Origin of the sequence: Anaerorudis cellulosivorans, assembly GCF_025943985.1 — a bacterium.
Taxonomy (GTDB): Bacteria; Bacteroidota; Bacteroidia; order Bacteroidales; family Dysgonomonadaceae; genus Anaerorudis; species Anaerorudis cellulosivorans.
Genome location: NZ_JAPCWE010000012.1, coordinates 1 through 26,369, shown reverse-complemented (window position 1 = coordinate 26,369; position 26,369 = coordinate 1). Strand labels below are relative to the sequence as shown.

Below are 26,369 nucleotides of genomic sequence, written 5' to 3'. Positions count from 1 at the left end.
ATTTCTGTGATTTAGTTACCATAGGCACATTTCGGCGCTTGAACCATTTTGAAAAAATCGTTCCCCTTGTCATCAATCAGAATAAAAGCCGGAAAATCTTCAACTTCAATTTTCCATATTGCCTCCATTCCAAGTTCGGGAAACTCCACACATTCCAGTTTTTTAATGTGATTCTGAGCCAAAATAGCCGCCGGTCCGCCGATACTTCCAAGATAAAATCCTCCGTGTTTTTTGCAAGCATCCACAACTTGTTGACTACGATTTCCCTTTCCAATCATAATCATACTGCCTCCGTGCGATTGAAACTCGTCCACATAAGGATCCATCCGATTTGAAGTGGTAGGTCCCATCGAACCCGAAATATAACCTTTCGGAGTCTTTGCAGGACCTGCATAAAACACAGGATGATCTTTAAAATATTGAGGCAGGTCTTCACCTCTATCCAACCGCTCTTTAAGTTTTGCATGAGCTATATCGCGAGCCACGATAACTGTACCGCTGAGCGATAAACGCGTAGAGACAGGGTATTTGCTAAGTTCGGCCAAAACTTCTTTCATGGGACGGTTCAGGTCTATCTTCACTCCTCCCGCATCCCCGGCTTGACGATATTTTTCCGGGATAAACCGACCGGGATTGTCCTCCAATTTCTCCAGCCAGATACCTTCTTTAGTGATTTTTGCCTTAATATTGCGATCGGCCGAGCACGAAACGCCCATTCCCACAGGGCATGAAGCAGCATGACGCGGCAAACGGATAACCCGCACATCGTGAGCAAAATATTTCCCGCCAAACTGCGCACCTAATCCGAATTCTTCAGAAGCCTTTTTCAGTTTTTCCTCCAATTCGTAATCACGAAATGCCTGACCCCATTCATTACCAACAGAAGGAAGATTATCGTAATATTTTGCCGAAGCCAGTTTTACGGTTTTCAAATTAGCCTCGGCAGAAGTACCGCCAATCACAAAAGCAATATGATAGGGTGGACAAGCAGCGGTACCCAGTGTTTTCATTTTTTCAATCAAAAAATTCTCCAGTTTATCCGGTCTGAGCAATGCTTTTGTTTCCTGATACAAATAGGTTTTGTTTGCCGATCCACCGCCTTTCGCAATGCAAAGGAATTCATATTCATCTCCAGGAACGGCATATAAGTCGATTTGTGCGGGAAGATTACACCCCGTATTCACTTCCTCATACATAGTGAGAGGAGCAATTTGTGAATAACGAAAATTTTCATTCACAAATGTATTGTAAACACCCTTTGATAATGCTTCAGCATCATTGCCTTCTGTCCACACGCGTTGACCTTTCTTCCCTATGATAATTGCTGTTCCGGTATCTTGACAAAAGGGAAGGACTCCTTTAGCAGCAATCTCTGCATTACGCAGAAAAGTCAACGCCACAAATTTATCATTCTCACTCGCTTCAGGATCCTCTAAAATCCGGGCTACCTGTTTTTGGTGCTCAGGGCGAAGCAAAAATTCTACATCACGAAATGCCTGCTGCGCTAACAGCGTTAACCCTTCAGGCTCAATTTTCAATATTTCTTTTCCCTCGAAATTCGAAATCGACACATAGTCTTTTGTCAGCAAATAATATTCTGTATCATCTTTCGACAAAGGAAAGGGATCTTGATACTTAAACGGTTTTACAGTCATAATTTAATCGATTTATCATTATATTTGTGTGACTTTTAGATAACAGCGAAGCATTTATTACTCCCGGTTTCGCAAAAATACAAAGAAAAATGGTCTCTCCGAAAAGGAAAGGATACAAAAAATAATAAAAATCAACCGAAAAGTTAATGAGCAAAATCTTCTGCATTTATATTTTTTAAATTTTTAATCCATAAGGGTGTGTACTTTTCTGTAAATAGAATTAAATTTGTAGATTAATTCTGGGAAGACAATAATAAATGACAGATAAAATTAAGCATGAATGCGGGGTTGCAATGATCCGCCTTTTGAAACCCCTAGATTATTATTATAAAAAATACGGCTCGTGGCAATATGGGCTCGATAAGCTCTATTTATTAATGGAAAAACAACACAATCGCGGTCAGGAAGGAGCCGGTCTTGCCGCGGTTAAGTTGGAAGCCTCGGCAGGCAATGAGTTTATTTTCAGAGAAAGAGCCGCAGGTTCAGGTGCTATTGCCGAAATTTTTGGTAAGGTACATGAAACATTTCGTCGTTTTTCGCCCGACAAATTAAAAGATATTGACTTTGTAAAGAAAAGTGTTCCCTTTGCAGCAGAGCTTTTCCTTGCCCACCTTAGATACAGCACAACGGGAAAAAGCGGATTAGCATATTTACATCCGCTATTGCGACGAAACAATTGGGCATCAAGAAGTCTCGCCCTGGCAGGAAATTTCAACATGACCAATGTCGATGAAATGTTTGAACAACTCCTTTCTGAAGGACAACATCCTCGTGATTATGCCGATACTTTTATCATTCTCGAATCGCTGGGCCACTATCTGGATAGAGAAGTTCAATATCAATATGACCATATCAACAAAGAAGGATTAAACGGACAGCAAATCAGTCATTTAATTGAAGAGCGACTGGATATACCATTCTTATTGAAACGAGCCAGCAAAATATGGGACGGGGGTTATGTAATAAGCGGACTCATCGGATGTGGCGATGCTTTTGCTTTACGCGATCCTTGGGGAATTCGACCGGCATTTTATTATTACGATGATGAAGTTGCTGTGGTTGCTTCAGAACGACCGGTCATTCAAACTACATTTAATCTAACCAAGGACGATGTTCATGAACTGGAACCGGGGCAGGCATTAATTGTGAAAAAAAACGGAAAAATTTCCCTGTCTCAGATCATAGAAAAAAAAGAAAAAATTACGCCCTGTTCTTTTGAACGCATTTATTTCTCGCGCGGATCCGATTACGATATTTATCGCGAACGCAAAAAACTAGGTGAGCTACTCATTCCGAAAATATTAGACGCTATTGATCACGATTTCGACAATACGGTTTTTTCATTTATCCCCAACACTGCCGAAGTGGCTTTTTTCGGCATGATGGAGGCATTGGAAAAACATTTTAACAAGGAAAAAGCACAAATCCTTGCAGAGAAAGGCGCTTCATTGAATAAAAATGAAATTGAACAGATTCTCTCCAAACGTGTTCGTGCAGAAAAAGTAGCCATTAAAGATATCAAACTTCGCACTTTCATTACAGAAGGTAATACCCGCAACGATTTGGCTGCTCACGTTTACGATATTACCTATGGTTCATTGGAACGGAACAAAGATAAATTGGTGATTATCGATGATAGCATTGTGCGAGGGACTACATTGAAGCAGAGCATCATAAAAATTCTGGACAGACTCGATCCCACAAAGATCGTTATTGTTTCATCCTCGCCACAAATTCGCTATCCCGATTATTACGGTATCGATATGTCGCGTCTGAGCGAATTCATCGCTTTTAAAGCCGCTATCGAACTATTAAAAGAACGAGGATTACAACATGTGATAGATGAAGTCTATCAAAAATCACTGGCACAAAAAGACAAGAAAAAAGAAGAAATCGTGAATTACGTAAAGGAAATTTATGAACCCTTTACCGACGAAGAGATTTCCGACAAAATAGCACGAATGCTTACCCCGGAAGGGACGAAGGCAGAAGTTAAAATTGTATTTCAAACGATTGAAAATTTGCACAAAGCCTGTCCCGATCATGCCGGCGACTGGTACTTTTCGGGAGACTACCCCACTCCTGGAGGTAACCGAATGGTAAATCATGCGTTCATCAATTACATTGAAGGTGAAGAAAACCGCCCGTATCAATTTAAACTGAATTTTTAACCATTTTAATGATTGAAAAAATAATCATCCTAGAAAATGTTGATCCTGTTGTTTTTTTCGGAATAAACAACATTAATATTCAATTAATAAAAACACTATTTCCAAAACTTCGGATTGTAGCACGGGGAAATGTTATCAAGGTTATTGGTGATGAAGAAGAAATTATCCGTTTCGAAGATAACATCCATAAATTGGAAAAATTCGGTATCGAGACGAATATCCTTAGAGAAGAGGATATTATCGATATCGTAAAAGGCAAAGCGCCCACAATATTCTCTCAAGACAACCTGATTATTTACGGGATCAACGGCAAACCTATTCTCGCACGAACGCCCAACCAAAAAAAACTCATAAAAGCTTTTGACGAAAATGATCTGGTTTTTGCCATCGGTCCTGCAGGATCGGGAAAAACATACACTGCCATAGCACTGGCTGTCAGATCACTTAAAAATAAGCAGGTACGCAAGATCATCCTCAGTCGCCCGGCAGTTGAAGCCGGGGAAAAACTCGGCTTTCTTCCGGGGGATATGAAAGAAAAAATCGATCCCTATCTGCAACCTTTATACGATGCGTTGGAAGATATGATTCCACCGTTGAAACTAAAAGAATATCTCGAGAACAAAGTTATCCAGATTGCACCATTAGCTTTTATGCGCGGCCGCACCCTCAACGATGCCATCATTATTCTGGATGAAGCCCAGAATACGACCAAACAACAGATAAAAATGTTTTTGACCCGTTTGGGTTTAAACGGAAAAATGATTGTAACAGGCGACATCACTCAAATCGATTTGCCGCACTCTCAACAATCGGGATTAATTCATGCAATGAAAGTGCTGCGCGGAATAAAAGGCATATCCACCGTAGAATTCAACAAAAAAGACATCGTCCGCCACCAATTGGTACAACATATAGTTGAAGCATACGAAAAAAGCGAAGCAAGAGAAGAAAAAGAAGCTTTTCCCGATTCCCCTAAAGAAGAATAGTAGAACATTTACTATATTTACGCTGAGATTTCTTCAAAGACATGAATAAAAACGAAAAATATGAAGAATACATTGGTTAAAACAAATTATCATTTTCCGGGACAAACCGCTGTTTATCACGGTAAAGTACGTGACGTATACACCATCGAAAACGACATACTGGTCATGATTGTAACTGACCGAATTTCGGCATTCGATGTAATTCTTCCGGAAGGGATTCCCTACAAGGGACAAGTATTAAACCAGATTGCCAATAAATTTCTGGACGCGACCTCCGACATCGTTCCCAATTGGAAAACAGCTTCACCCGATCCAATGGTTACCGTAGGAATACGCTGTGAGCCCTATAAAGTGGAAATGGTTATTAGAGGATATCTCACCGGAAGCGCTTGGCGCGAATACAAAAAAGGGGCACGCTCTCTTTGCGGTGTTCCGCTGCCCGACGGGATGAAAGAAAATCAAAAATTCGATACCCCTATCATCACCCCCACCACCAAAGCAGCTGAGGGTCACGATGAAAACATCTCCAAAGAAGAAATCATTGCACAGGGACTGGTAAACAAAGACGAATACGAACAAATCGAAAAATACACCTATGCTTTGTTTCAGAGAGGAACCGAAATGGCAGCCGAAAAAGGGCTGATTCTTGTGGATACAAAATACGAATTCGGTAAAAAAGACGGTAAAATTTATTTGATCGATGAAATACATACACCCGATTCGTCCCGTTATTTTTATAGCGACAGCTATCAGGAATGTTTCGAAAAAGGTATAGAACCCAAGCAGCTATCTAAAGAATTTGTTCGCCAATGGTTGATTGAAAATGGTTTTCAAGGACAACCCGGGCAAAAAATCCCCAACATGACGGAAGAATTTTGCAATCAAGTATCGGAACGGTATATCGAACTTTACGAAATCATTACCGGAGAAAAATTCGAAAAAGCCGATACAAGCAACCTGGAAGAACGCATCGAAAGAAATGTGATGTCGTATTTGAAAAAACGATCATCACATTAAAAACGGAATAATATGGGTTATAACTCGGAAAAGGTAATTCCATACAATTCATCCGAATCCAAAACAAAACAAGTGGAGTACATGTTCAACTCCATTGCCCCCACTTACGATAAACTGAATGGTATTCTTTCGCTGGGAATCGATAATTTCTGGAGAAAGGATGCCATTAAAAAATTAAAGCCTTACCATCCGCAACAAATGCTGGACATTGCCACCGGAACGGGTGATTTTGCTATTCTTGCGCAACGAATTCTGTCGCCCGACAAGATTATCGGGATCGATATTTCTAAAAAAATGATGGAAACCGGAAGAAAAAAAATCGAAGCAAATGGTATGGGAAACCGTATCATACTCGAGCAACAAGATTGCACTGCAATGAATTTTCCCGACAACACCTTTGATGCAGCAACCGTAGCTTTCGGTGTACGAAATTTTGAAAATATCGACCGCTCTTTTCACGAAATTCGTCGCGTGCTGAAACCCGGCGGCATATTTTTGTTTCTCGAACTCTCTACCCCACAACATTTTCCCATGAAACAACTGTATCGCATGTATTCCGAACTTTTTATCCCGTTTATTGGGCGCATAATGTCCACCGATAAAAACGCATACCGATACCTACCACAATCCATCAGTGCATTCCCCCAAGGGGAAGAAATGATGACTATTCTCGAAAATAACGGTTTTTATACCCTTCAATACAAAACCTACACAGCAGGCGTTTGCAGCTTATATATCGCACAAAAAAGAACATGATGGATACATACGGACTCATCGGATTCCCTCTAAAACATTCTTTTTCGGCCATGTTTTTTACTGAAAAATTTAAAAAGGAAAATATTGATGCCGAATACCTAAACGTTGAAATTGGAGATATTCAGCAAATCAGAGACGTCATTTTGACTCATAGACATCTAAAAGGATTGAATGTTACTATACCCTACAAAGAGCAGGTCATCCCTTATCTTGATGAACTTTCGCCCGAAGCTAAAAAAATTGGAGCAGTAAACGTCATCAAAATCGATCGAAACCCAAACGATAAACGCACTTACTATCTAAAAGGCTATAATACGGATTATGTGGGATTTAAAAAATCCATAGAGCCTCTTATCAACTCAGATATTCATAAAAAAGCGCTTGTCCTGGGCACAGGCGGAGCATCGAAAGCTGTTGTGCAAGCTTTAATTGATCTGGGAATCGATTGGAAATATGTTTCACGTACAGCCGGTGAAAATAAATACACCTATAATGAACTGACACCCGAAATCATCAACAGCTACCAAATCATCATAAATGCCTCTCCAGTAGGCACTTTTCCAAAGGTAAACGAATGCCCCGACATTCCTTATCAATACCTTACCCGGAATCATCTTCTTTATGATCTGGTATACAATCCGGCCGAAACAGTATTCTTAAAAAAAGGCAAGGACAAAGGTGCAACTATAAAAAACGGCGAAGAGATGCTTCATCTTCAAGCAGAGGCAGCATGGAAAATTTGGACAGCATAAAAAAACCGCTCTCGAGAGATTACACCTCGGGAGCGGTAGTCCGACAAAAAGAACTTTCCCTCCGGATTGTCCATTTTGTCTATCGAGAATGAGATTGTGTTAACCTGCTTAAACAGCGGTTATCTTTTTGCAATGCAACTTTCTCATTTTGCATCCATTTCTACTTGACCTCTTTAGATTCATCTGTTTTTTCACCTTGTTCAGAGACGGTATCCATTGCTATCTCGTTACCCTCAACATCGAAGTAGAAGGTTTTCTTCGATTGATCATCCTTTTTAGTGGCTTCTACTTTCGTGATTTGTTTCTCTTCATTATACTGAATAGCATTTACCTGATAACTTTCAGCTAATGCCTGAATTGCAGCTTGCACCTTCTCATTCAGTTCCTCCAATTTTACATCCTTAAACCCATTGTCTTGTGATTGGTTTGAAATCACTGTCGTCTGATCTTGTTGGATCTGATCCTTGTTTTGGTTTTGAGCTTGTGTTGCTCCAATTATACCAAAAATTAATGCTACTGATAAAATAACTTTTTTCATTGTCTTCAAATTTTAAATGTGAACCTTAATTTTTTGTTGATTTTGTTTTTGTTAATGGCCATCAACATCATCTTATCTTGTTCATCTATTTATATTCAAATAACGTACTAAAATACCAAACCCTATCCCCATGTATCCTATAATACTCATATTCAAATAAATATAAATGGAGAACTTTTTATGCCATAAATTTATATTGTAGAAATGTGTAGAAAACATGTAGAAATATTCCACAATAATGCGAACTGAAACAACCTATTCTTCAAGCGACAGATTATTATTTCTATTTTCGCTTTAGGTGTAGAATATTGCATTTAAAAGAAGTTTATGTTTGATTCAACAGGTGAGACAGAAAAGAATGTGTCTTGTTCTGAAATAAGTTTACGATAGATATGAACAAAAGACAGAACGATACAAATTATAAAATCTCGACTTTTTTTTCTAAGTTTGAAGTAAGAATCTGAAAAATGAATTCTTGATTGATAGGATATATGAAGAAAAATGATGCACCGGAACATACCATCAGAATAAAAATAGGATTGATATTTTTAGTTGTGATCCTTTATTTTTGTGGCATTTTCATCTATTCTTATACCTTGAAAAAAAATATCGACACTCAAGAGAAAGAAATTGCACGTTCTTACCAAACGCTTTCCTCCACCAATCATCTTATCTCGTCCGTTCAACACATTCAAGATATAACCAATACCCTTCTTTTTTCTCCCGATCCACTTTTCAACCAGTATTACGATTCTCTCTATAACGATATTTCACGTCAAATAAGAGAGATGCAAAGTATTTCCTCCACAAAAAGTCAAGATACACTCCTTCAGAATATTCATATCCTACTGGGAGAAAAAAATGCACTCGTCTCCAAACTAGCCGGGCAATTCAGATCGCAAAATCCGTTGAAAGAGTTAACCAAAAAAATAGAAAATATCCAAGACTCATCCGTTGTTTCCACCAATCAAAGTACCACCGTCATCGTCAAAGAAAAAAAGGATTTTTGGAGCCGTCTAAAAAATTTATTTGTGCCACAGTCCGCTGTAGACACAACAATACGTGTGACCACTATAGAAAAAGACACCCTAAAATCGGGAGTGGACAAAGAGATATATGCCGATCTGAAAGTCACCACCCAAAGAGCTTCACGAAATTATTCGTCCCAAATGCAAGGGATTGAAAAACAAGTAAGGAATCTGGTTCTTTCGGAACAGGAAATATCGCTTCAACTCTCCCAACTGCTGACCCGTCTTCATCAAGAAACGATAGAAACGGCACAAAAGGGAATCTCAGAGAGCAGCAGGCTCACCCGGCAGATTTTTATTTTTTCAATCGCTTCAGGCGTTTTCTCACTGCTTTTAATATTAACCTTCATCCTGCTTATCATCAACGACCTGAACAAAGGGCAAAAAGCACGGAGGGATCTGATAAAAGAAAAACAACTTACCGAAAAACTCATGGAAAGCCGGCACAAGCTGCTGCTATCTGTTTCTCATAACATAAAAACACCACTTACTTCTATCATGGGCTATATGGATTTATGGAAATCGACCGAAACATCCGACGACAAAAAACGTCAAATTCAATCGGCGCTGAATTCGGGAAAATATATCCTGACCATGCTCACGAATCTGCTCGAATTCTCCCGCATGGAACAAAACTCAAAAAAACTCAATCTCTCGCATTTCAATCTGACAGACGTGGCCGAAGAAGTAATCGATATGTTTCGTCCTTTTGCGGAAACGAAAAACCTTCAACTTGAATTCGATAATCAGTTGGAAAATCCCTTTATTGTCGAAACCGATTATACCCTGCTTAAACAAATCCTTTCCAATCTTCTGTCCAATGCCATAAAATATACCATTCAAGGAAAAGTTGTATTATCCCTGAAAAAAGGCGAAGGCGAAAAGGTAATTTTCACGGTTGCCGACACCGGTATCGGAATCGACGAAAAAGACCTGCCGGAAATTTTCAAGCCGTTTTCCCGAATACAGAATCCGTTAAAAGAAGAAGGCAACGGTTTCGGCATGTATGTCACAAAAGGGCTCACGGAAGCACTCAACGGAACCATAACGATAACATCGGAAAAAGGCAAAGGGACCTGTGTTACAGTTGAACTGCCTCTCATAAAAATGGCGGTGGATACCCTTTCGGACAACAAAAATCCTACCGAGAACGATCAGACAATTGCGCACCGTATCTTGATTTTTGAAGATCATCCGGCACTGGCAAACATGCTGAAAGAAGTATTGCAGCAAATAGGGCATGAGGTAACTTTATGCACAGATGACACACATATCGAGGAAAGCATCAAAAACATGTCACACTACGACATCATATTTACGGATATGGAACTTCAAAATACCACAGGTAAGGATATTTTGGCACTTATAAAGGAAAGCCATCCCGAGATCCCGGTATGGCTAATGACTGCCTACGACGATTACACTGAAAAAAAAGCCTTATCGGAAGGATTCAATGGATTCATAACGAAGCCTGTCGATATAGAAAAGCTCTTGGAGATACTCTCGCAAAACAAAAAACGGGAAACACCTCCGATCCCATTGTCAACCCATTTTCCCCTTTTGGCATCCTTATTCGACGAAGATGAAAAAGCGATAAAAGAAATCCTTGCCACGTTCGTCAAAACCACGTATGAGGATATCGAAAAGCTGAAACAGATGATTGAAGAAAACAATTTTGAAGGGGCACAACACCTATGCCACAAAATGCATCCTTTTCTTGCCCAATTAAATGCAGAATACCTCTGCAGCGTATTGCGAAAAATGGATCAGCTCCGCGGCCAAGATGACGCTGCTTTTCCTCAATGGAAAGAAGAACTAGGTAAGACGATAAAAGAGCTACAAACTTTTGCCGATAAAATAAACAACGATTACCTGTAAGAAAATCGATCAGAGATCGAGGTTGTATAAATGCATCTTGTTATAAAGGGTCTTACGGTCGATTTGAAGCAAACGCGCCGCCAATGTTTTGTTTCCCTTGGCTTTTTCCAATGCACGCACAATTCTTTCTTTTTCTTCACCGGCATCCCTTGTTAAGGACATATTATTTTCACATTCTTTACCTGTTTTTTCTTCCAAAACAGGCAGATTTTCAGCCGTAATCGTGTCGCCTGTAGTAAACAACACTGCTCTTCGAATAACATTTCGCAATTCGCGCAAATTACCGGGCCATGAATAATTTTCCAATTTATGCAGCGCTTCCGGAGAAATAGACCGAATGTTACGATCGAGCTCGATGTTTGCTTCATCAAGAAAATGAGCAGCATATGAAGAAATATCCTCGATACATTCCCGCAAGGGAGGTACCTCTATCAAAAATTCGTTTAAACGGTGATACAGGTCTTCTCTGAATTTACCTGCAGCAATTGCTTTCTCTAGATTTTCGTTTGTAGCAGTCACAATACGCACATCCACATCCACATCCGTAGTTGAACCTACCGGTCTGATTTTCTTTTCCTGTAAAGCCCGAAGCATCTGCATCTGCACCCCATACGGCAGATTACCAACTTCATCAAGGAATAAGGTACCACCCTTTGCTTCTTCAAAAAAACCAATCTTATCTTCCACTGCAGAAGTAAAAGCTCCTTTTTTGTGTCCAAACAATTCACTCGGTGCAAGTTCCATCGATAAAATACCGCAATCCACTGCTATAAATGGCCCTTCGGCTCGATTACTTTGCTCGTGAAGCATCCGTGCTACATATTCTTTTCCGCTCCCGCTTTCGCCTAAAATCATAACCGCCATTTGTGTCGGGGCAACCAAAGCAACATATTCGTACATCTTTTTCAATAGCGGACTATTTCCTTTTACGAGAGAAGGGATCAGAGCAGATTGGTCTGTTTTAGATTTAACCGTTTTTTTTGAAGTTGTTTTGGTATTTACCGTTTCCTTTACATGCTGAAAAACACTTTCAATTTTTTGTTTGAGAACAGAGGGATTGACAGGTTTCTCAAGAAAATCAAACGCACCCAGTTTAATCGCTGTCACGGCAGTCCGTACTTCTCCAAAACCCGTAAGAATAATCACTGGCGTATTCATCCTTCGTTCTTTCATCCACTGCAATAGCATAATGCCATCTCCATCCGGTAAACGCAAATCGGAGAGAACCACATCGTATTCTCCCTGACTAAGGGTTTCCCGGGCAGAATTTAACCGCGTACACCACTGAACCGAGAAATTGTTTCGTTCAAACCATTTCTGAAGCATGGTTCCGAACCCCATATCATCTTCTACCAAAAGTATCCTTCCCTTCATCGAATATAAAATAACCGGCAAATCAGGTTTGAGATCAACATTATTTCGAACAAAAACAATGTCTTCTAATCCGACAAATTTACAAAACAATCCCCAATAATACTCCACAAATCGGATTAATCATTACCTTTGAAAATAAAAACAACCTATGATTTCAACACCAAAAGAAGAATTGACCGACCGATTGCGAAAAGTTCAACAAATTATGATAGAACTGCAAGCTGATGCCTGTATTATAACAACTTCGGTCAACCGGTTTTATTTGAACGATTTCATTTTTGACGGTTATCTTTATATCTTGCCCGAAAGTGACCCCCTCATCTTTATTAAACGTCCACTGGGCATCGAAGGCCAACATGTGGAATATTTCCGCAAACCGGAACAGCTACCCGAAATGCTCAGTAAATATAACCTTTCACTTCCCAGGCGCCTGCTTCTTGAAGCCGATGCTTTGTCATATTCCACTGCCGTTCGTTTGCAAACGGCACTGAATATGCCCGAGCTTATTAATGCCTCGCAAAAATTACGCGAAATACGCGCAGTAAAATCAAACTTCGAAATTCAACAGATACGCGAAAGTGCAAAAATCCATGCCGAAGTCTATTCCCAAATCCGCTCCATCTATCAACCCGGAATGACCGATATCGAATTTCAGATTGAATTGGAATATCGGATGCGAAAAGCGGGCTCCTTGGGAATTTTTCGTTCTTTTGGCGAAAATATGGATATTTATATGGGAAGCATTCTGGCCGGCAACAATGCTCAGACACCCTCTCCATACGATTATGCATTGGGTGGAGGCGGTATCACCCCGCTGTTGCCACTGGGTGCAAACGGAACACCACTAAAAGAAGGCACTACCCTTATGGTCGATATGGCCGGAAATTATCGTCCTTACATGGATGATATGACCCGCACCTTTGCTATCGGGAAAGTACCGAAAATCGCTTATCAAGTACATCAGGTGTCCATTGACATTCATGACGAAATTCGGGAAACCGCCAAACCCGGCACTCCGTGTGCCGATCTCTATTTATTGGCGGAAAGAAAGATAAAAGAAAATCAACTCGAACCCTATTTCATGGGAACCGTTCAACAGGCAAAATTCATCGGACACGGCGTAGGACTGGAAATAAACGAGCCGCCCGTACTGACACGCCGATCTAAAGAAATCCTTCAGCCGGGGATGGCAATTGCTCTCGAGCCCAAATTTGTTCTTCCCGATATCGGAGCTGTCGGGATCGAAAACACCTATATTGTCAACGAAAACGGATTGGAAAAAATCACGCTGTTCGAAGAAGCACTGATTTCGTTGTGAAATTTTGTAACACACTTGCAATGCTTGGATTTCTATCGGTTTTTATTTCACGATTTTAAACTTTGCAAACTTTAGCAACAATTGTTTTCTCCCGACAGAATCGAAATCAACGAACGCCCGCTTGTCACTTCCGGCAGATTCTATCTCACTAACCACGCCACGGCCGAAACGTTCATGTTCGATGATATCGCCTTTGCAAAGTTCATCGGCTTCTTTCGACAACGATCCGGATGATGTTTGGGTAACCGGAGAAAGTTTCTCGTTTTGAAAATTATAAAGAGGTGTTTGGCTTCTATTTACTGTGTCCTCTTCTCGCTTGCGACGCAACGACCCCCAAAAACCATCCTCACGTTCGGCATGAGCAACAAAAATTGCATCGCTTTCCGATGAAAGGAACGTGTGATCGATGTCGCTCAAAAACCGACTTTTCTGTGTTGAACTTAAGCGACCGTTTCGAAAACGGCTTTTTGCATAGGTAAGCGTACATGTTTTTTTGGCACGTGTGATAGCCACATAAAACAAGCGGCGCTCTTCTTCTAACCCCCGCATCTCGTTTTTTGCCATTGCTACCGGGAACAAATCCTCCTCCAGACCCGCCACAAAAACATGATCAAATTCCAATCCCTTAGCTGAATGCACTGTCATGAGCGTTACCCTTTCCAAATCCGAATTGCCATCGGTATCCTGATCAGTAAGAAGCGAAACTTCCTGTAAAAAGTCCGACAGACGAATATCGTCATTGCCCTCCTCCTGCCGTTGTGCAACAAATATATTCATGGCATTCAACAATTCCTGAATATTCTCGGCACGGCTCATTCCTTCCGGCGTCATATCCTGGTATGTCTCTCCCGCAATGCCGGTTTTTTTTATTACCTCTTGCGCCAACTCAAAAGCATTCAACTTTTCGTTTTGATCGATAAAATGGCGGATTAACGCCCGAAAATCGGACAGTTTTTTCAATGTTCCGGAATTCACATTCAAGTCATACCTTAACGGATCGGAAAGCACTTCCCACATTCCGGTATTGTGTATTTGCGCTGCATCCGAAATTTTATTGACGGTAACATCGCCAATGCCACGCGCCGGATAATTGATAATCCTTCTGAAAGCCTCTTCATCCTGAGGATTAATAATCAATCGGAAATAACCAATAATATCCTTGATTTCCTTTCGCTGATAAAAAGAAAGCCCACCATAAATGCGGTAGGGAATATTTTTCTTACGCAACGACTCTTCAAAAATTCGCGACTGAGCATTGGTTCGGTAAAGAATAGCAAAATTGCCATAAGACACATGATCCTCAACACGCATACGGGCAATTTTATTGGCAATAATCACTCCCTCTTCAAAATCGGAAAAAGCACTGATTACCTCTATTTTTTCACCTTCTTCTTGTTTAGAGAAGACATTCTTGGAAATTTGTCCAACATTTTTTTTTATTAAACTATTGGCCGCATTCACGATATTTTGGGTTGACCGATAATTTTGCTCAAGCTTAAATACCTGTGCTTCGGGATAAGAAGATTTAAATTTTAGAATATTATCGATATTTGCTCCCCTAAACGAATAGATACTCTGCGCATCATCGCCTACAACGAATACACGGTGATGCACTTCGGCCAATTGCTTTACAATGAGATGCTGTGCAAAATTCGTATCTTGATATTCATCCACCAAAATATACTGAAAACGATTCCGATAATTCTCCAATATATCGGGATGATCCCGAAAAAGGATATTGGTAAACATGAGCAGATCGTCAAAATCCATGCTGTTCGCTGCCCGTAAACGCTCCTGATACCGACGGTAAATTTCAAAAATCAGCGGTTGCTTTATTTTACGGTCGTACTCCCTAATTTCAGCGTTTTGTTCGTACATAGCAGGAGTGATCAAGCTGTTTTTTGCCATCGAAATGCAGTGATGCACGCTTCCGGGACGATATACCTTATCATCAAGCTTCATATCTTTTATGATCAACCTGACGAGATTATGCGAATCCGAAGCATCGAAAATCGTAAAATTGGAATCGAAACCGATGCTTTCGGCTTCATTACGCAAAATACGAGAAAAAATGGAATGGAACGTACCCATCCATACCTGCCGGGCCTTCTTTTCTCCCACAAGGTCGGAAACACGCGACTTCATTTCCTTTGCGGCCTTATTTGTAAACGTAAGAGCAAGAATATAGTAAGGGGGAAGACCCTGTTCCAATAGATAGGCTATTTTGTAGGTAAGCACTCGCGTTTTCCCCGATCCTGCGCCGGCTATGACGAGTGACGGTCCATCACAAAATTCAACAGCATCACGTTGAGCTGCATTCAATTGAGCGAGCAATTTGGTTAATGTATTTTTTTCGGACGGTTCCATACTCACAAAAGTACGAATTTTTCGGCGGTTATTCCCCGAAAAATCGTACTTTTGTACCGGTTTTCAACCTGCGAGTTTAATGAAAGGAATATTTAAAATACTCAAACGATTTTTGCCTCCTTACAAAAAGTATGTTGTTCTTACTTTTATTTTCAACATATTAACCGCCATTTTAAATGTATTCTCTCTAGCAACTATCATCCCCATTCTTCAGGTACTGTTTAAAATCAATACTGCCACCTATGAATTTATCTCATGGCATACTCCCGGCGTTTCGTTCATGGATATTCTCCTAAACAATGGATACTGGTATATTACCCAACTGATCGAAACCTATGGAAGCAGTCAAACATTACTGATCCTTTCAACTGTTTTGGTTATCATGACTTTTTTTAAAACGTCAACCGCTTATCTCGGATCGTATTTTACGATCCCTATCCGTACCGGAGTAGTAAAAGATATCCGGAACCAAATCAATGACAAGATATTAGCTTTGCCTATCGGTTTTTTTACCGAGGAACATAAAGGAGACATTCTGGCCAGGATTTCCGGTGACGTCAACGAAGTAGAAAATTCGATCATGAGTTCCCTGGATATGCTCTTCAAAAATCCCATACTTATTCTCATCTATCTGTGTACAATGATTGCGTTGAGCTGGCAGCTTACTCTTTTTGTATTGGTACTGCTCCCGATAATGGGATATGTAATGGGTGCTGTGGGGAAAACACTTAAAAGAAAATCTTTTGAAGCGCAAAATAAATGGGGGGAACTAATGTCGCAAGTGGAGGAAACATTGAGCGGATTGCGAATAATAAAAGCATTCAATGCCGAAAATAAGATTTCGGAACGATTCCGAAAAGGGAGCGACGAATTCAAAAAAATGTCCAACCGAATAGCCCGACGCCAGTATTTGGCTCATCCAATGAGCGAATTTCTTGGTACACTTACCGTTGCCATTGTTCTTTGGTTTGGAGGTTCGCTAATATTAGAAGGAAACGGTCTTATCGATGCAGCCACATTTATTTATTATCTCACCATTTTTTACAGTATCATCAACCCTGCCAAAGATTTTTCGAAATCGGCTTATGCCATCCAAAGAGGGTTGGCTTCCATGGACAGAATAGACCGTATTCTGAAAGCTCAAAACGAGATAGAAAATCCGAAAAATCCAAAAAAACTTCAATTTGAATCTGCTATCCGATACAAGCACGTTTGGTTTGCCTATCAATCGGATTGGGTATTGAAAGATATCGATCTGGTTATCCCTAAAGGAAAAACGATTGCTATAGTTGGTGAATCGGGTTCAGGAAAGTCAACAATGGTTGATCTTCTTTCTCGCTTTTATGATATTCAACAAGGTGGGATTTATATTGATGATATAAATATTAAAGATGTTACTCTTCACGATTTACGTTCGTTGATAGGATATGTAAGTCAGGAAGCCATTCTGTTTAACGACACTTTTTTTAACAATATTGCCTTCGGTACCGAAAATGTTACTCAGGAGGAAGTGGAAAAGGCAGCCCGGATTGCCAATGCTCATGAATTTATCATGGCGACCGAACATGGATATCAGACCATTATTGGTGACAGAGGCGGGAAACTATCAGGCGGTCAACGCCAACGCATCAGCATTGCACGGGCAATCCTGAAGGATCCTCAAATTCTCATTCTTGACGAAGCCACATCGGCATTAGATACTGCATCAGAAAGACTCGTACAAGAAGCATTGGATCAACTGGTTAAAAATCGTACCACCATTACCATTGCCCATCGCTTATCCACCATTAAAAATGCCGATGAGATTTATGTTATGCATGAAGGAAAAATAGTAGAACATGGGCACCATGACGAACTCTATGCTCAAAACGGATATTATCAAAAATTGTGCAATGCCCAAATCGATTTTAATCGATAAAAACAGCTATAAAAGTCGGGGGAGTTGTTACTCAATCACAATCTCATTTTGCGAAACGATCATATTCATTTTAACATCATGCTCATCGTAAGGAATATGATCGAACAATTGAAAATCGAAACAAACCCCTATTTTCGGAGCTTTGATGAGAGGTAACAAGCGGTCGTAAAATCCCTTACCTCTACCCAGCCGATGAAGTTCTCTGTCAAATGCAACCCCCGGCACAAGAGCGAGATCAATCCGATCAAAATCGATAAATTCATCCCCCGTTGGTTCCAAAATTCCAAAAGAAGACGTTATCATCTCTTCCGTTGTTGAAAATTCTTTCAACACCAATTCATTTCCCTTTACAACAGGAAGAATAAAACATTTATTCTCACGATATTTATCAATGAAATCATGCGTTTCCACTTCACCCGGAATACTATAATAGATCAAAATACGAGTAGCATTCTGAAACAACGACGTTAATTCCAGAGTTGAAATAACTTCTGACGAAAAAAACTGTAATTCGGCTTGTGAGAACGTGCTTTTTTCAGCTGCTATTTGATTTCGCAATGCCTGCTTAGAAGAGACCTGTTCCATTTTTCTACACGACATCAAAAAAATGAACAAAAATAATTCGAATTGAAAAGGAAATCACTCTTTATAAAGTTCTCGAACAATTGCTTCGGGTACAGTTTTTCCCGTGACAATCATCTCGATGGCTTTATCAACCACATTATCGTTTTCCAAAAGAACAGCATAAAAGCCCTCTTCTCCCCAAAAATTTCGAATAATATAAGCTTCTAATTGTGATTCCAACAGTTTCCGAGATTCTTCGATATAATAGGGACGCTGTCGCACTCCTTTTGAATCGGCATAACTTACCAGATTCGTCAACAGCGGCTGCATACGCAAATAACGATGAAGGTCTTCCCACGAATTGAATTTGACCAATTTATCCCTGTTTCTATCGCTATAAACCATAGCATATTCCTGAATAAGATCTCGAGCCGCCAAGGCATTAAAATAGGGATTAATTCCGGAAGTATCGCGAGGAATAAAAATATCGGGCATAATTCCGTCGCCTCCGTAAACGATTCGTCCGGCATCCGTCTTATACGGTTTTAAATTGACATTCGAAGCCGTATCCACATTTACATAATCCCCTTGAATATAACGATTGATAGCATCCATTTCGTATTCATCGTAATGCCCTTTTTCGTATTTACGTTGAATGGATCGTCCCGATGGCGTATAATAACGGGCAACTGTCAAGCGAATGGCAGATCCGTCTTTGAATTGGCGTTGGCTTTGGACTAAACCTTTTCCAAAAGACTTCCGACCGATGATCAGTCCACGGTCATGATCCTGGATTGCCCCTGCCAAAATTTCGCTGGCCGAAGCGCTCAATTCGTCAATCAACACAACAATCTGATCGTTTTTACAAGTTCCTGACCCATCGGCATAATGATCGATACGCGGGAATCTGCGCCCTTCGGCATAAACGATCAACTTACCCTTATCTAAAAATTCGTTTGCTATTGCAACAACAGTTTCAAGCGAACCACCAGCATTGCCGCGAAGGTCTATAACGAGAGAATTGCACCCCTGACTTTTCAATTTTGAAATAGCCGAAATAAATTCACTGAAAGTAGTAAAAGCAAAAGTACCCACTTTAATGTACCCGATATTGTCTGTCAACATATAAGAAGCAGGAATACTACTAATGGGAATATCGTCTCGGGTTACAGTTATGTGAATCAGTGTATTTTTAGTTGGTCTGAATATCGTGAGTTTAACTTGTGAGCCTTTTTCACCGCGTAATTTTTTTACTACTTGTTCATTGGTTATTTTTTTGCCGGCTACTAACGTATCGTTAACTTTAACGATACGATCCCACTGTTGGATTCCCGCGGCTTCGGAAGGTCCTCCCGGAATAATGCCGGTAACGACGATGGTATCGTTGAGAACATAAAAACTGACACCTATTCCCGAAAAATGAGACTCCAACTCCTCGTTAACCCGTTTCATTTCTTCAGCAGGTATATAAGCCGAATGTGGGTCGAGTCCACTGACAAGATGAGGCAAAGCATCTTCAACCAATTCTCTCATGTCAACCGGATCGACATACGATTCTTCAATGTAATTGAGGACCGTGTTCAATTTTTCGGTACCAGGGACTTTTATCCCCCGCTCAAATACCAAGAATTTGTTACCAATAAAAATTCCCAAAACTATTGCCAAAGCAACCCATAACGGTAACCATGTTCTCACGCTTTTTTCAGCATCCATCATCAACTATTTTAAATTACACCTTTAGGTAAGTTATTCATCTAAATCTATCGCAACAACTTCAATATTTGCTCTTTTGAGCAGATCAATTCCATCAGAAAGGCGATAAGAATCGGCATATACAACCCGCTTGATTCCGGCTTGAATAATAAGCTTGGCACATTCAATGCAAGGGGCCGAAGTCACATAAAGAGTTGCCCCCTCACTACTATTGTTGGATCGCGCAACTTTTGTGATTGCATTGGCTTCGGCATGCAAAACATAGGGCTTCGTGATGTTATTTTCATCTTCACACACATTTTCAAAACCTGCCGGCGTGCCATTATAGCCATCGGATATGATCATTTTGTTCTTTACCAGGATTGCACCCACCCGGCGACGTTTGCAATAGGAATTCTCGGCCCAGATAAATGCCATACGTATATAACGCTTATCTAACAATTCTTGTTTATCTGCTGTATTATCCATTCTTTTAATCGGCTTTTAAACTCATGTCGAGACTCTTAACCGAATGAGTAAACGCACCAACAGAAATATAATCTACTCCACACTCAGCATAACTACGTATAGTCTCTTCGGTAATTCCACCCGATGACTCTAGCGCAACTTGACCGGCAACCAATTCCACAGCTTTACGCGTATCTTCAACAGAAAAATTATCGAGCATAATCCTATCCACACCACCTACGCGCAACACCTCTTTCAGTTCATCGAGATTACGTACTTCGATTTCGATTTTCAGGTCTTTCCCTTTTTCCTTCAGGTATTCCTTGGCCGCACGAATAGCATTTTCGATGCCTCCGGCAAAATCGACATGATTATCTTTCAAAAGGATCATGTCGAAAAGTCCGATCCGATGATTTTCTCCACCACCAATTTTTACAGCTTGTTTTTCGAGCAAACGCATGCCGGGAGTAGTTTTACGTGTATCAAGCAACTTCGTATGAGTTCCTTCAAGAAGCTTAACATAACGATGCGTTGTCGTGGCGATTCCGCTCATACGCTGCATGATGTTAAGAATAAGGCGTTCGGTCTGCAGAAGCGACTGTACTTTCCCTTCCACGACAAAAGCTATATCGCCAGGCTTTACATGTGCACCGTCTTCAATGAAAACTTCCATTTTTAAAGTAGGATCAAATTTATGGAAAACTTCTCTTGCCACTTCTACACCGGCAAGAATGCCTTCTTCTTTTATAATAAGCTTGGCTTTCCCCCGAGCATCTGCCGGAATGCTACACAAGGTAGAATGATCCCCTTCTCCGATGTCTTCGGCAAAAGCGAGGTCTATCAGCTTATCAATTAATTCCTTTTCTTCCATATTAAAATGTTTTCTGAAAATATTGCATCTTTATGAACACCTAAAACATCTTTTTGTTAACTATACCAATAACAATGAATTGACAAAATTATAAAAATAAAGTATTACATTTGTAATCGGGACGAAAAATTTGTGTTTCAAGGGTAAATTCATAAAGATGAAAATCATTTTACTATCGGTAGGAAAAATAAACGACGCTGCTTATTGTAACCTGATAAATGCCTATGCAAAAAAAATCGTGCATTATATCCCTTTTGAAATGGAAATCGTTCCCGATATAAAAAACACGAAAAACCTTTCCGAAAAAGATCAGCGAATTTTCGAAGGAAACCAAATTCGTAAAACTTTACAACCTAACGATTATATTGTTCTGCTGGATGAAAAAGGGAAACAGTTTTCTTCACCGGAATTTGCCCGGTTTATCGAAAAGAAAGGACTCATGGGGCTGAAACGTTTGGTCTTTGTTGTAGGAGGGCCTTATGGATTTTCGGAAGAAGTATATGGGAGAGCCAATGAAAAAGTATCCCTTTCGAAAATGACGTTCACTCACGAAATGGTACGATTGGTTTTTATTGAGCAGCTTTATCGGGCAATGACAATTCTGAACAACGAACCTTACCATCACGAATAATAAATCAAACCTTTTTTGTCTTTCCCGATCATCCGAAACGCAATGATTTGGCTGTTCTCCGATACGATAAACGCGGTATTGGTAAATCGAATAAACCATCTCAATCGAACTAATGGAAGATATCACTAAAAATGGGTGAAAGCATAATTATAGTAAAATTTTAGTACATTTGCACCATTAAAAAACAAAAATAAGGATGAAAGGGAAAAAAATTATCTTACGAATATTGTGGATATTGATAGCATTAATCGTTATCGCTTCCCTCTATTTTTATTTTACGCTTCCTCACTGGAAAGGCATTTATATTGGCGGGGTTGGGCTATTCCTTACGATTAATTTGCTCATCATTGCCTTTTTTGTCAACAAGAATTTCAAGGAATAATATCCTCAAATTCGAAACGCAAAATATCGGCAATTTCTTTTCCCTTGGTACTATTTCCCAATGGCATTAATCGACTTAGAATAGCAGTAGCCAACTGAGGTGAATTTCTTCCTGCAAATTTCAGGGCGTTCAAGGCAGCCTGAAACAAAAACAATGAATCGGAAAAAACGTCAGCAAGCGCTCTATCGATAATCGTATTCTTACCGACTCTTTCAAATGTCGGAGCATGTATAATAGCAAGTCGGGCAAACAACCAATACGCCGTTGTCCGCATATCTTCATCCTCTTGATTTACCCAACTATCGACCAACTCGTCAGAAAAAACCGTTTTCCGGAATAAATTCATACACACCTGCTCACGAATTTCCTGATTGGGAATCTCCCTTACCCACCGTTCAGCATCTTCTCGGGAAAATTCGTCGGGAGGATAAAGCAACGTCGCCATAATTTTGAGCTCGCGTACATCTTGTTTCCACAACGATTCGGCCAACTCTTTATCGGGAATATAATGAGACGCAATTCTGCAAATATCCGGCAATTTTACTCCAAAATTCATACCGTAACTCATCCCTTTTTCCCGCATGCTTGCCGCCACGACACCGTTCATGGAAAGACGAAGATCCTTTCTGATACTGCGGATCGTTTCTTCTACTGTATAACTCATTTTTAAAATAGAAAACAAAAGCAAAAATAACCCATTAAAAAGAAATATACAATCCCTTATAAGAAAATTGATTAAATTTGCCCACCAAGTACGTAAAATCAAAAACTACTCATGAGACTTTTGCTTATCAGTAATTCCACGAATCCCGGGGAAAGTTATTTAGCATATGCAAAAAATCAAATAAAAGATTTTTTGAGAGAAAAAAAACAAAAAGCCATTTTCATCCCCTATGCCGCTGTAACATTTTCATTCGATGAATATGAAAAGAAAGTGAACAGCGTGTTTGACGAAATAGGTCATCACATCATCGGCATTCATCGATTTGCCAATCCGAAAGAAGCTATTGAAAATGCCGATGCCATTGTAGTTGGAGGCGGTAACACATGGCATCTGGTTAAAATGCTGCAGGATAACAAACTGATGGGAACAATCCGTAAAAAAGTAAAGGAAGGAACACCCTATATCGGGTGGAGTGCCGGAGCAAACATCGCATGTCCTACACTTAAAACGACCAACGACATGCCGATTGTCGAACCCGCTAAATTTAAAACCCTCAACTTGGTTCCTTTTCAGATCAATCCCCATTACACCGATGAACATCCGACAAACTTTGGTGGTGAAACACGCGAAGTTCGTATCAACGAATTCATTGAGGTAAATAGAAACGTATTTGTTGTAGGATTGCGTGAAGGAACCATGCTTCAACGTGACGAAAACAACCTCACACTCATCGGAAATCGGAAAGCCCGTATTTTCAAGCATGGAGAAACCCCGAGAGAATTGTCTCAAGAGGACGATTTTGGTTTTCTCCTTTCTGAAGTCGAATCACAATAATATAATCTCCAATAAACAACATTTTCATGCCATCGGAATTAATTCGAAATTCAAAAAAAAGAAGAAAGTTCACGCTAATAAATTTTATTCATGACAGCCGATCAGTAGGCATTTTATTACTCTTTAGTACGATTTTATCGTTAATATTCACCAATATTCCTACAATCGGAAATATTTACCATAATTTTTGGGAAGCAGAAATTCCACTTCTCGATTCCTTAAATTTACCCCATACCTTTCTTCACATCATCAATGATGTACTTATGGCAATCTTCTTTTTTCAAGTAGGAATGGAAATTAAACATGAAACAATATCCGGAGAATTTTCCATACGTAGAAGAATGATACTTCCCGTAGCGGCTGCCATATGTGGCGTTATAGTCCCCGCCATTATTTATTCTGCAATCAACGCAGGAACACCCTTCCAAAAAGGTTGGGCAATACCCACAGCTACAGATATTGCTTTTTCGCTGGGTATTCTGAGTTTATTGGGAAATGCCGTTCCTCACTCTCTGAAAATTTTCCTTACCACCCTTGCCATCACTGACGACCTTTGCGCTATTTTGATTATTGCCCTATTTTATGGATCTCAAATTAGTTTGATTTGGCTGGCGGGAGCAGCAATATGTACAATCGCACTCTTTTATATTATTCGAAAATTCAAATCATCCACGGGAAGAATATTAACCGCAGTAGGAGCAATTGCTTTATGGCTCTGCCTCTATCGTTCAGGCATTCATGCCACATTTGCAGGAGTTATCCTTGCCATGCTTTTGCCTGAAAGAAAAATCCATATCTATGGAAAGAAAATTCATATTCCTGTTAACTTTATCATACTGCCTTTATTTGCGCTGGCAAACACAAGTATCCTTATTTCGGCTGCCTCCATGGGTCATTTGATTTCAACCTTATCGTTAGGAATATTTCTGGGTTTGTTCCTCGGAAAACCGACAGGTATTATGCTGGCTGTATTTTTCTTATCGAAAAGCAAAATCATTAAATTGAATTCTTCCGATTGGGTTCAATTTATAGGAGTTGGCATTCTTGCCGGAATTGGATTTACCATGTCGATATTTGTTTCGACGCTTGCCTTCGCCGACAAAAACATTCAAGATACAGCCAAGCTTGCTGTACTTATTACTTCCGGTTTTTCCATGATTGTGGGATACTTATGGCTAAAAATTGTAACTCGCTCAAAGAAACTCGAACAAAAGTAATTCGACAATAATAAAAAAACTGCCATTCAAAATACACCTGAAGGCAGCTACCGATTCGAATCCGGAACCATTGTTTGAGTGCCAATAAAAAAAGGATCCATTCGTGTTTTGAAGTGAATCCTTTTTTTATATTTCTAATCCTGTACTCGGAGCGGGACTTGAACCCGCACAACCGCAATGGTCACAAGATTTTAAGTCTTGCGTGTCTACCGATTCCACCATCCGAGCAAACCTTAATCATTAAGACGATTTTTCGGAATACAAAAGTACAATTTTTTCAAGGGAATCCAAACATTTTCGGATTTTTTCTCAATCTCTACAGGAATCAATCTACCAACTTCAATAAAAGACAAAAAAATGAAATCTTCTCCTTTAACTTAGAAAAATAAATTGGTATCTGATTTAGTTTTAAATCGTTCTGTTTTTCTGAATGGAATAGAAAATCCTCTTTTTCAAATCTTCAGATTCATCCTGTTGCAAACACGATTTATCTTCGTTTTCGAACAAAATAATCTTTTTGGCTGTTTCGGCTATATCGGCAAGTTTAGGATCATCCCTTAATGTTCTGTCCCAATAATCAACAGCAGTGTCGGATTTATTGATTACATAATCAAGAAAACTTTCGTTAACCAAGAAATCGTTTACATCGTATTTTTTCACAAATTTCTCTGTTTTGCATTTTTTCTAAGACGAAATACAAAAACAGAATGTACTCATTTTTATTCTTTTATCAATTCATCAGTTTTAAATGGCAAGTGCACGTAACCTTTCCAGCCCTCTATGGATAAGATTTCTCAGCGACTGATAATTGATTCCCATAATATTGCAGATATCGTCATATTTTCGTTCCTCAAGGTAGTAAAGGGTAATAGCTTCTCGCTGACGAGAAGATAATTTACCCAATAAAAACAGGACTTTATTATTTACCAACTCTTTTTTTTCTGAAGAAATATACTCGGCTTCTACATTATCCGGAGCAAGCGGTTGATAATCATCAATTTGTTTTTCGGTAAGATGACTATTCTTTCTTAGCTCGTCATATAGTTTGTTTTTTAAGGATACAAACAGATAAGATTTGAAATTTAAAACATTATGCAGTTCTTCTCTTTTGTTGTAAATTTTAATAAACACATCATGAATACAATCTTTTAACAATTCACGGTTGATATTCCGGTGATATCCACCCAGTGATTCCGGTGATACCCACCCACTGGCTGAACTATCAATTTGGCAAAGTTATCTTTTTTTTCTTAAACTATCTCCTTTTAATTCGATTCTATGTGAAGGA

General features: G+C 39.7%; 23 protein-coding genes and 1 tRNA gene. 12 read left to right on the top strand and 12 right to left on the bottom strand.

Annotated elements, in window-relative coordinates; all coding sequences use genetic code 11:
- Positions 1–11 precede the first annotated feature (11 nt).
- Positions 12–1,655 (bottom strand): fumarate hydratase, encoded by a 1,644-nt coding sequence (locus tag OLM34_RS07870; RefSeq protein WP_264406437.1) that lies wholly within the window; start codon positions 1,653–1,655, stop codon positions 12–14.
- Positions 1,656–1,912: 257 nt separating this feature from the next.
- On the opposite strand from OLM34_RS07870, the gene OLM34_RS07865 reads away from it, so the two are divergent.
- From OLM34_RS07865 to OLM34_RS07845, 5 genes are read left to right on the top strand one after another with little or no spacing between them, the layout of a single operon-like run.
- Positions 1,913–3,826 (top strand): amidophosphoribosyltransferase, encoded by a 1,914-nt coding sequence (locus tag OLM34_RS07865; protein WP_264406436.1) that lies wholly within the window; start codon positions 1,913–1,915, stop codon positions 3,824–3,826.
- 8 nt (positions 3,827–3,834) lie between these two features.
- Positions 3,835–4,812, top strand: coding sequence for a PhoH family protein (locus OLM34_RS07860; RefSeq protein WP_264406435.1), 978 nt, complete (start codon positions 3,835–3,837; stop codon positions 4,810–4,812).
- 60 nt (positions 4,813–4,872) lie between these two features.
- Positions 4,873–5,829 (top strand): phosphoribosylaminoimidazolesuccinocarboxamide synthase, encoded by a 957-nt coding sequence (locus tag OLM34_RS07855; protein ID WP_264406434.1) that lies wholly within the window; start codon positions 4,873–4,875, stop codon positions 5,827–5,829.
- A gap of 12 nt (positions 5,830–5,841) precedes the next feature.
- On the top strand, positions 5,842–6,585 hold the full coding sequence (gene ubiE, locus OLM34_RS07850; RefSeq protein WP_264406433.1) for a bifunctional demethylmenaquinone methyltransferase/2-methoxy-6-polyprenyl-1,4-benzoquinol methylase UbiE: 744 nt from the start codon (positions 5,842–5,844) through the stop codon (positions 6,583–6,585).
- On the top strand, positions 6,585–7,337 hold the full coding sequence (locus tag OLM34_RS07845; protein ID WP_264406517.1) for a shikimate dehydrogenase family protein: 753 nt from the start codon (positions 6,585–6,587) through the stop codon (positions 7,335–7,337). The genes ubiE and OLM34_RS07845 overlap by 1 nt, the downstream gene beginning before the upstream one ends.
- A 160-nt stretch (positions 7,338–7,497) precedes the next feature.
- Here the strand turns inward: OLM34_RS07845 and OLM34_RS07840 are convergent, their stop codons facing one another.
- Positions 7,498–7,875: a hypothetical protein gene (locus tag OLM34_RS07840; protein WP_264406432.1), complete on the bottom strand. Its 378-nt coding sequence runs from the start codon at positions 7,873–7,875 to the stop codon at positions 7,498–7,500.
- A 491-nt stretch (positions 7,876–8,366) separates the two neighbouring features.
- Between OLM34_RS07840 and OLM34_RS07835 the strand changes: the two genes are divergently transcribed.
- Positions 8,367–10,781 (top strand): hybrid sensor histidine kinase/response regulator, encoded by a 2,415-nt coding sequence (locus OLM34_RS07835; protein ID WP_264406431.1) that lies wholly within the window; start codon positions 8,367–8,369, stop codon positions 10,779–10,781.
- A gap of 9 nt (positions 10,782–10,790) precedes the next feature.
- Here OLM34_RS07835 and OLM34_RS07830 read toward each other — a convergent pair whose 3' ends face one another.
- Positions 10,791–12,155, bottom strand: a complete 1,365-nt coding sequence (locus OLM34_RS07830) for a sigma-54-dependent transcriptional regulator (protein WP_264406514.1) — start codon at positions 12,153–12,155, stop codon at positions 10,791–10,793.
- Between the two features lie 148 nt (positions 12,156–12,303).
- Between OLM34_RS07830 and OLM34_RS07825 the strand changes: the two genes are divergently transcribed.
- Positions 12,304–13,473 carry a M24 family metallopeptidase gene (locus OLM34_RS07825; protein ID WP_264406430.1) on the top strand — a complete coding sequence of 390 codons (1,170 nt, stop codon included), beginning with the start codon at positions 12,304–12,306 and terminating at the stop codon, positions 13,471–13,473.
- Positions 13,474–13,515: 42 nt separating this feature from the next.
- Here OLM34_RS07825 and OLM34_RS07820 read toward each other — a convergent pair whose 3' ends face one another.
- Positions 13,516–15,840, bottom strand: coding sequence for an ATP-dependent helicase (locus tag OLM34_RS07820; RefSeq protein ID WP_264406512.1), 2,325 nt, complete (start codon positions 15,838–15,840; stop codon positions 13,516–13,518).
- A 79-nt stretch (positions 15,841–15,919) separates the two neighbouring features.
- Here OLM34_RS07820 and OLM34_RS07815 point away from each other — a divergent pair, with 79 nt between their 5' ends.
- Positions 15,920–17,758, top strand: a complete 1,839-nt coding sequence (locus tag OLM34_RS07815) for an ABC transporter ATP-binding protein (protein WP_264406428.1) — start codon at positions 15,920–15,922, stop codon at positions 17,756–17,758.
- Positions 17,759–17,785: 27 nt separating this feature from the next.
- Here the strand turns inward: OLM34_RS07815 and OLM34_RS07810 are convergent, their stop codons facing one another.
- The 4 genes from OLM34_RS07810 to nadC are packed head-to-tail and all read right to left on the bottom strand — an operon-like array spanning position 17,786 to position 21,353.
- Positions 17,786–18,343: a 5-formyltetrahydrofolate cyclo-ligase gene (locus tag OLM34_RS07810; RefSeq protein ID WP_264406427.1), complete on the bottom strand. Its 558-nt coding sequence runs from the start codon at positions 18,341–18,343 to the stop codon at positions 17,786–17,788.
- Between the two features lie 54 nt (positions 18,344–18,397).
- Positions 18,398–20,038 (bottom strand): S41 family peptidase, encoded by a 1,641-nt coding sequence (locus OLM34_RS07805; protein ID WP_264406425.1) that lies wholly within the window; start codon positions 20,036–20,038, stop codon positions 18,398–18,400.
- Between the two features lie 30 nt (positions 20,039–20,068).
- Positions 20,069–20,503 carry a deoxycytidylate deaminase gene (locus OLM34_RS07800; RefSeq protein ID WP_264406424.1) on the bottom strand — a complete coding sequence of 145 codons (435 nt, stop codon included), beginning with the start codon at positions 20,501–20,503 and terminating at the stop codon, positions 20,069–20,071.
- Between the two features lie 4 nt (positions 20,504–20,507).
- Complete coding sequence (nadC, locus tag OLM34_RS07795; RefSeq protein WP_264406423.1) at positions 20,508–21,353, bottom strand: carboxylating nicotinate-nucleotide diphosphorylase; 846 nt, start codon at positions 21,351–21,353, stop codon at positions 20,508–20,510.
- Between the two features lie 157 nt (positions 21,354–21,510).
- Here nadC and rlmH point away from each other — a divergent pair, with 157 nt between their 5' ends.
- The gene (rlmH, locus tag OLM34_RS07790; RefSeq protein WP_264406422.1) at positions 21,511–21,984 is read left to right on the top strand and encodes a 23S rRNA (pseudouridine(1915)-N(3))-methyltransferase RlmH; all 474 of its coding nucleotides are present in this window, start codon (positions 21,511–21,513) and stop codon (positions 21,982–21,984) included.
- A gap of 196 nt (positions 21,985–22,180) precedes the next feature.
- A complete protein-coding gene (locus OLM34_RS07785; RefSeq protein ID WP_264406421.1) occupies positions 22,181–22,366 on the top strand; it encodes a hypothetical protein in 186 nt (61 codons plus the stop codon).
- On the opposite strand, the gene OLM34_RS07780 is transcribed toward OLM34_RS07785, so the two are convergent.
- A complete protein-coding gene (locus OLM34_RS07780; protein WP_264406419.1) occupies positions 22,356–23,030 on the bottom strand; it encodes a DNA alkylation repair protein in 675 nt (224 codons plus the stop codon). The two genes, OLM34_RS07785 and OLM34_RS07780, sit on opposite strands and share 11 nt — an antisense overlap.
- Positions 23,031–23,141: 111 nt before the next feature.
- Here OLM34_RS07780 and pepE point away from each other — a divergent pair, with 111 nt between their 5' ends.
- Positions 23,142–23,864 carry a dipeptidase PepE gene (gene pepE, locus OLM34_RS07775; RefSeq protein ID WP_264406418.1) on the top strand — a complete coding sequence of 241 codons (723 nt, stop codon included), beginning with the start codon at positions 23,142–23,144 and terminating at the stop codon, positions 23,862–23,864.
- 26 nt (positions 23,865–23,890) lie between these two features.
- Positions 23,891–25,081, top strand: a complete 1,191-nt coding sequence (nhaA, locus tag OLM34_RS07770) for a Na+/H+ antiporter NhaA (RefSeq protein WP_264406417.1) — start codon at positions 23,891–23,893, stop codon at positions 25,079–25,081.
- A 143-nt stretch (positions 25,082–25,224) separates the two neighbouring features.
- On the opposite strand, the gene OLM34_RS07765 is transcribed toward nhaA, so the two are convergent.
- From OLM34_RS07765 to OLM34_RS07755, 3 genes are all read right to left on the bottom strand, one after another.
- A tRNA-Leu gene (locus OLM34_RS07765) sits at positions 25,225–25,309 on the bottom strand.
- Between the two features lie 180 nt (positions 25,310–25,489).
- Positions 25,490–25,741 carry a hypothetical protein gene (locus OLM34_RS07760; protein ID WP_264406416.1) on the bottom strand — a complete coding sequence of 84 codons (252 nt, stop codon included), beginning with the start codon at positions 25,739–25,741 and terminating at the stop codon, positions 25,490–25,492.
- Between the two features lie 84 nt (positions 25,742–25,825).
- The gene (locus OLM34_RS07755) at positions 25,826–26,212 is read right to left on the bottom strand and encodes an RNA polymerase sigma factor (protein ID WP_413777207.1); all 387 of its coding nucleotides are present in this window, start codon (positions 26,210–26,212) and stop codon (positions 25,826–25,828) included.
- Positions 26,213–26,369 lie beyond the last annotated feature (157 nt).

Coding starts and splice junctions, on each gene's coding strand:
- OLM34_RS07870 (WP_264406437.1), bottom strand. CDS start 1,655: ATGACTGTAAAACCGTTTAAGTATCAAGATCCCTTTCCTTTGTCGAAA.
- OLM34_RS07865 (WP_264406436.1), top strand. CDS start 1,913: ATGACAGATAAAATTAAGCATGAATGCGGGGTTGCAATGATCCGCCTT.
- OLM34_RS07860 (WP_264406435.1), top strand. CDS start 3,835: ATGATTGAAAAAATAATCATCCTAGAAAATGTTGATCCTGTTGTTTTT.
- OLM34_RS07855 (WP_264406434.1), top strand. CDS start 4,873: ATGAAGAATACATTGGTTAAAACAAATTATCATTTTCCGGGACAAACC.
- ubiE (WP_264406433.1), top strand. CDS start 5,842: ATGGGTTATAACTCGGAAAAGGTAATTCCATACAATTCATCCGAATCC.
- OLM34_RS07845 (WP_264406517.1), top strand. CDS start 6,585: ATGGATACATACGGACTCATCGGATTCCCTCTAAAACATTCTTTTTCG.
- OLM34_RS07840 (WP_264406432.1), bottom strand. CDS start 7,875: ATGAAAAAAGTTATTTTATCAGTAGCATTAATTTTTGGTATAATTGGA.
- OLM34_RS07835 (WP_264406431.1), top strand. CDS start 8,367: ATGAAGAAAAATGATGCACCGGAACATACCATCAGAATAAAAATAGGA.
- OLM34_RS07830 (WP_264406514.1), bottom strand. CDS start 12,155: ATGAAGGGAAGGATACTTTTGGTAGAAGATGATATGGGGTTCGGAACC.
- OLM34_RS07825 (WP_264406430.1), top strand. CDS start 12,304: ATGATTTCAACACCAAAAGAAGAATTGACCGACCGATTGCGAAAAGTT.
- OLM34_RS07820 (WP_264406512.1), bottom strand. CDS start 15,840: ATGGAACCGTCCGAAAAAAATACATTAACCAAATTGCTCGCTCAATTG.
- OLM34_RS07815 (WP_264406428.1), top strand. CDS start 15,920: ATGAAAGGAATATTTAAAATACTCAAACGATTTTTGCCTCCTTACAAA.
- OLM34_RS07810 (WP_264406427.1), bottom strand. CDS start 18,343: ATGGAACAGGTCTCTTCTAAGCAGGCATTGCGAAATCAAATAGCAGCT.
- OLM34_RS07805 (WP_264406425.1), bottom strand. CDS start 20,038: ATGATGGATGCTGAAAAAAGCGTGAGAACATGGTTACCGTTATGGGTT.
- OLM34_RS07800 (WP_264406424.1), bottom strand. CDS start 20,503: ATGGATAATACAGCAGATAAACAAGAATTGTTAGATAAGCGTTATATA.
- nadC (WP_264406423.1), bottom strand. CDS start 21,353: ATGGAAGAAAAGGAATTAATTGATAAGCTGATAGACCTCGCTTTTGCC.
- rlmH (WP_264406422.1), top strand. CDS start 21,511: ATGAAAATCATTTTACTATCGGTAGGAAAAATAAACGACGCTGCTTAT.
- OLM34_RS07785 (WP_264406421.1), top strand. CDS start 22,181: ATGAAAGGGAAAAAAATTATCTTACGAATATTGTGGATATTGATAGCA.
- OLM34_RS07780 (WP_264406419.1), bottom strand. CDS start 23,030: ATGAGTTATACAGTAGAAGAAACGATCCGCAGTATCAGAAAGGATCTT.
- pepE (WP_264406418.1), top strand. CDS start 23,142: ATGAGACTTTTGCTTATCAGTAATTCCACGAATCCCGGGGAAAGTTAT.
- nhaA (WP_264406417.1), top strand. CDS start 23,891: ATGCCATCGGAATTAATTCGAAATTCAAAAAAAAGAAGAAAGTTCACG.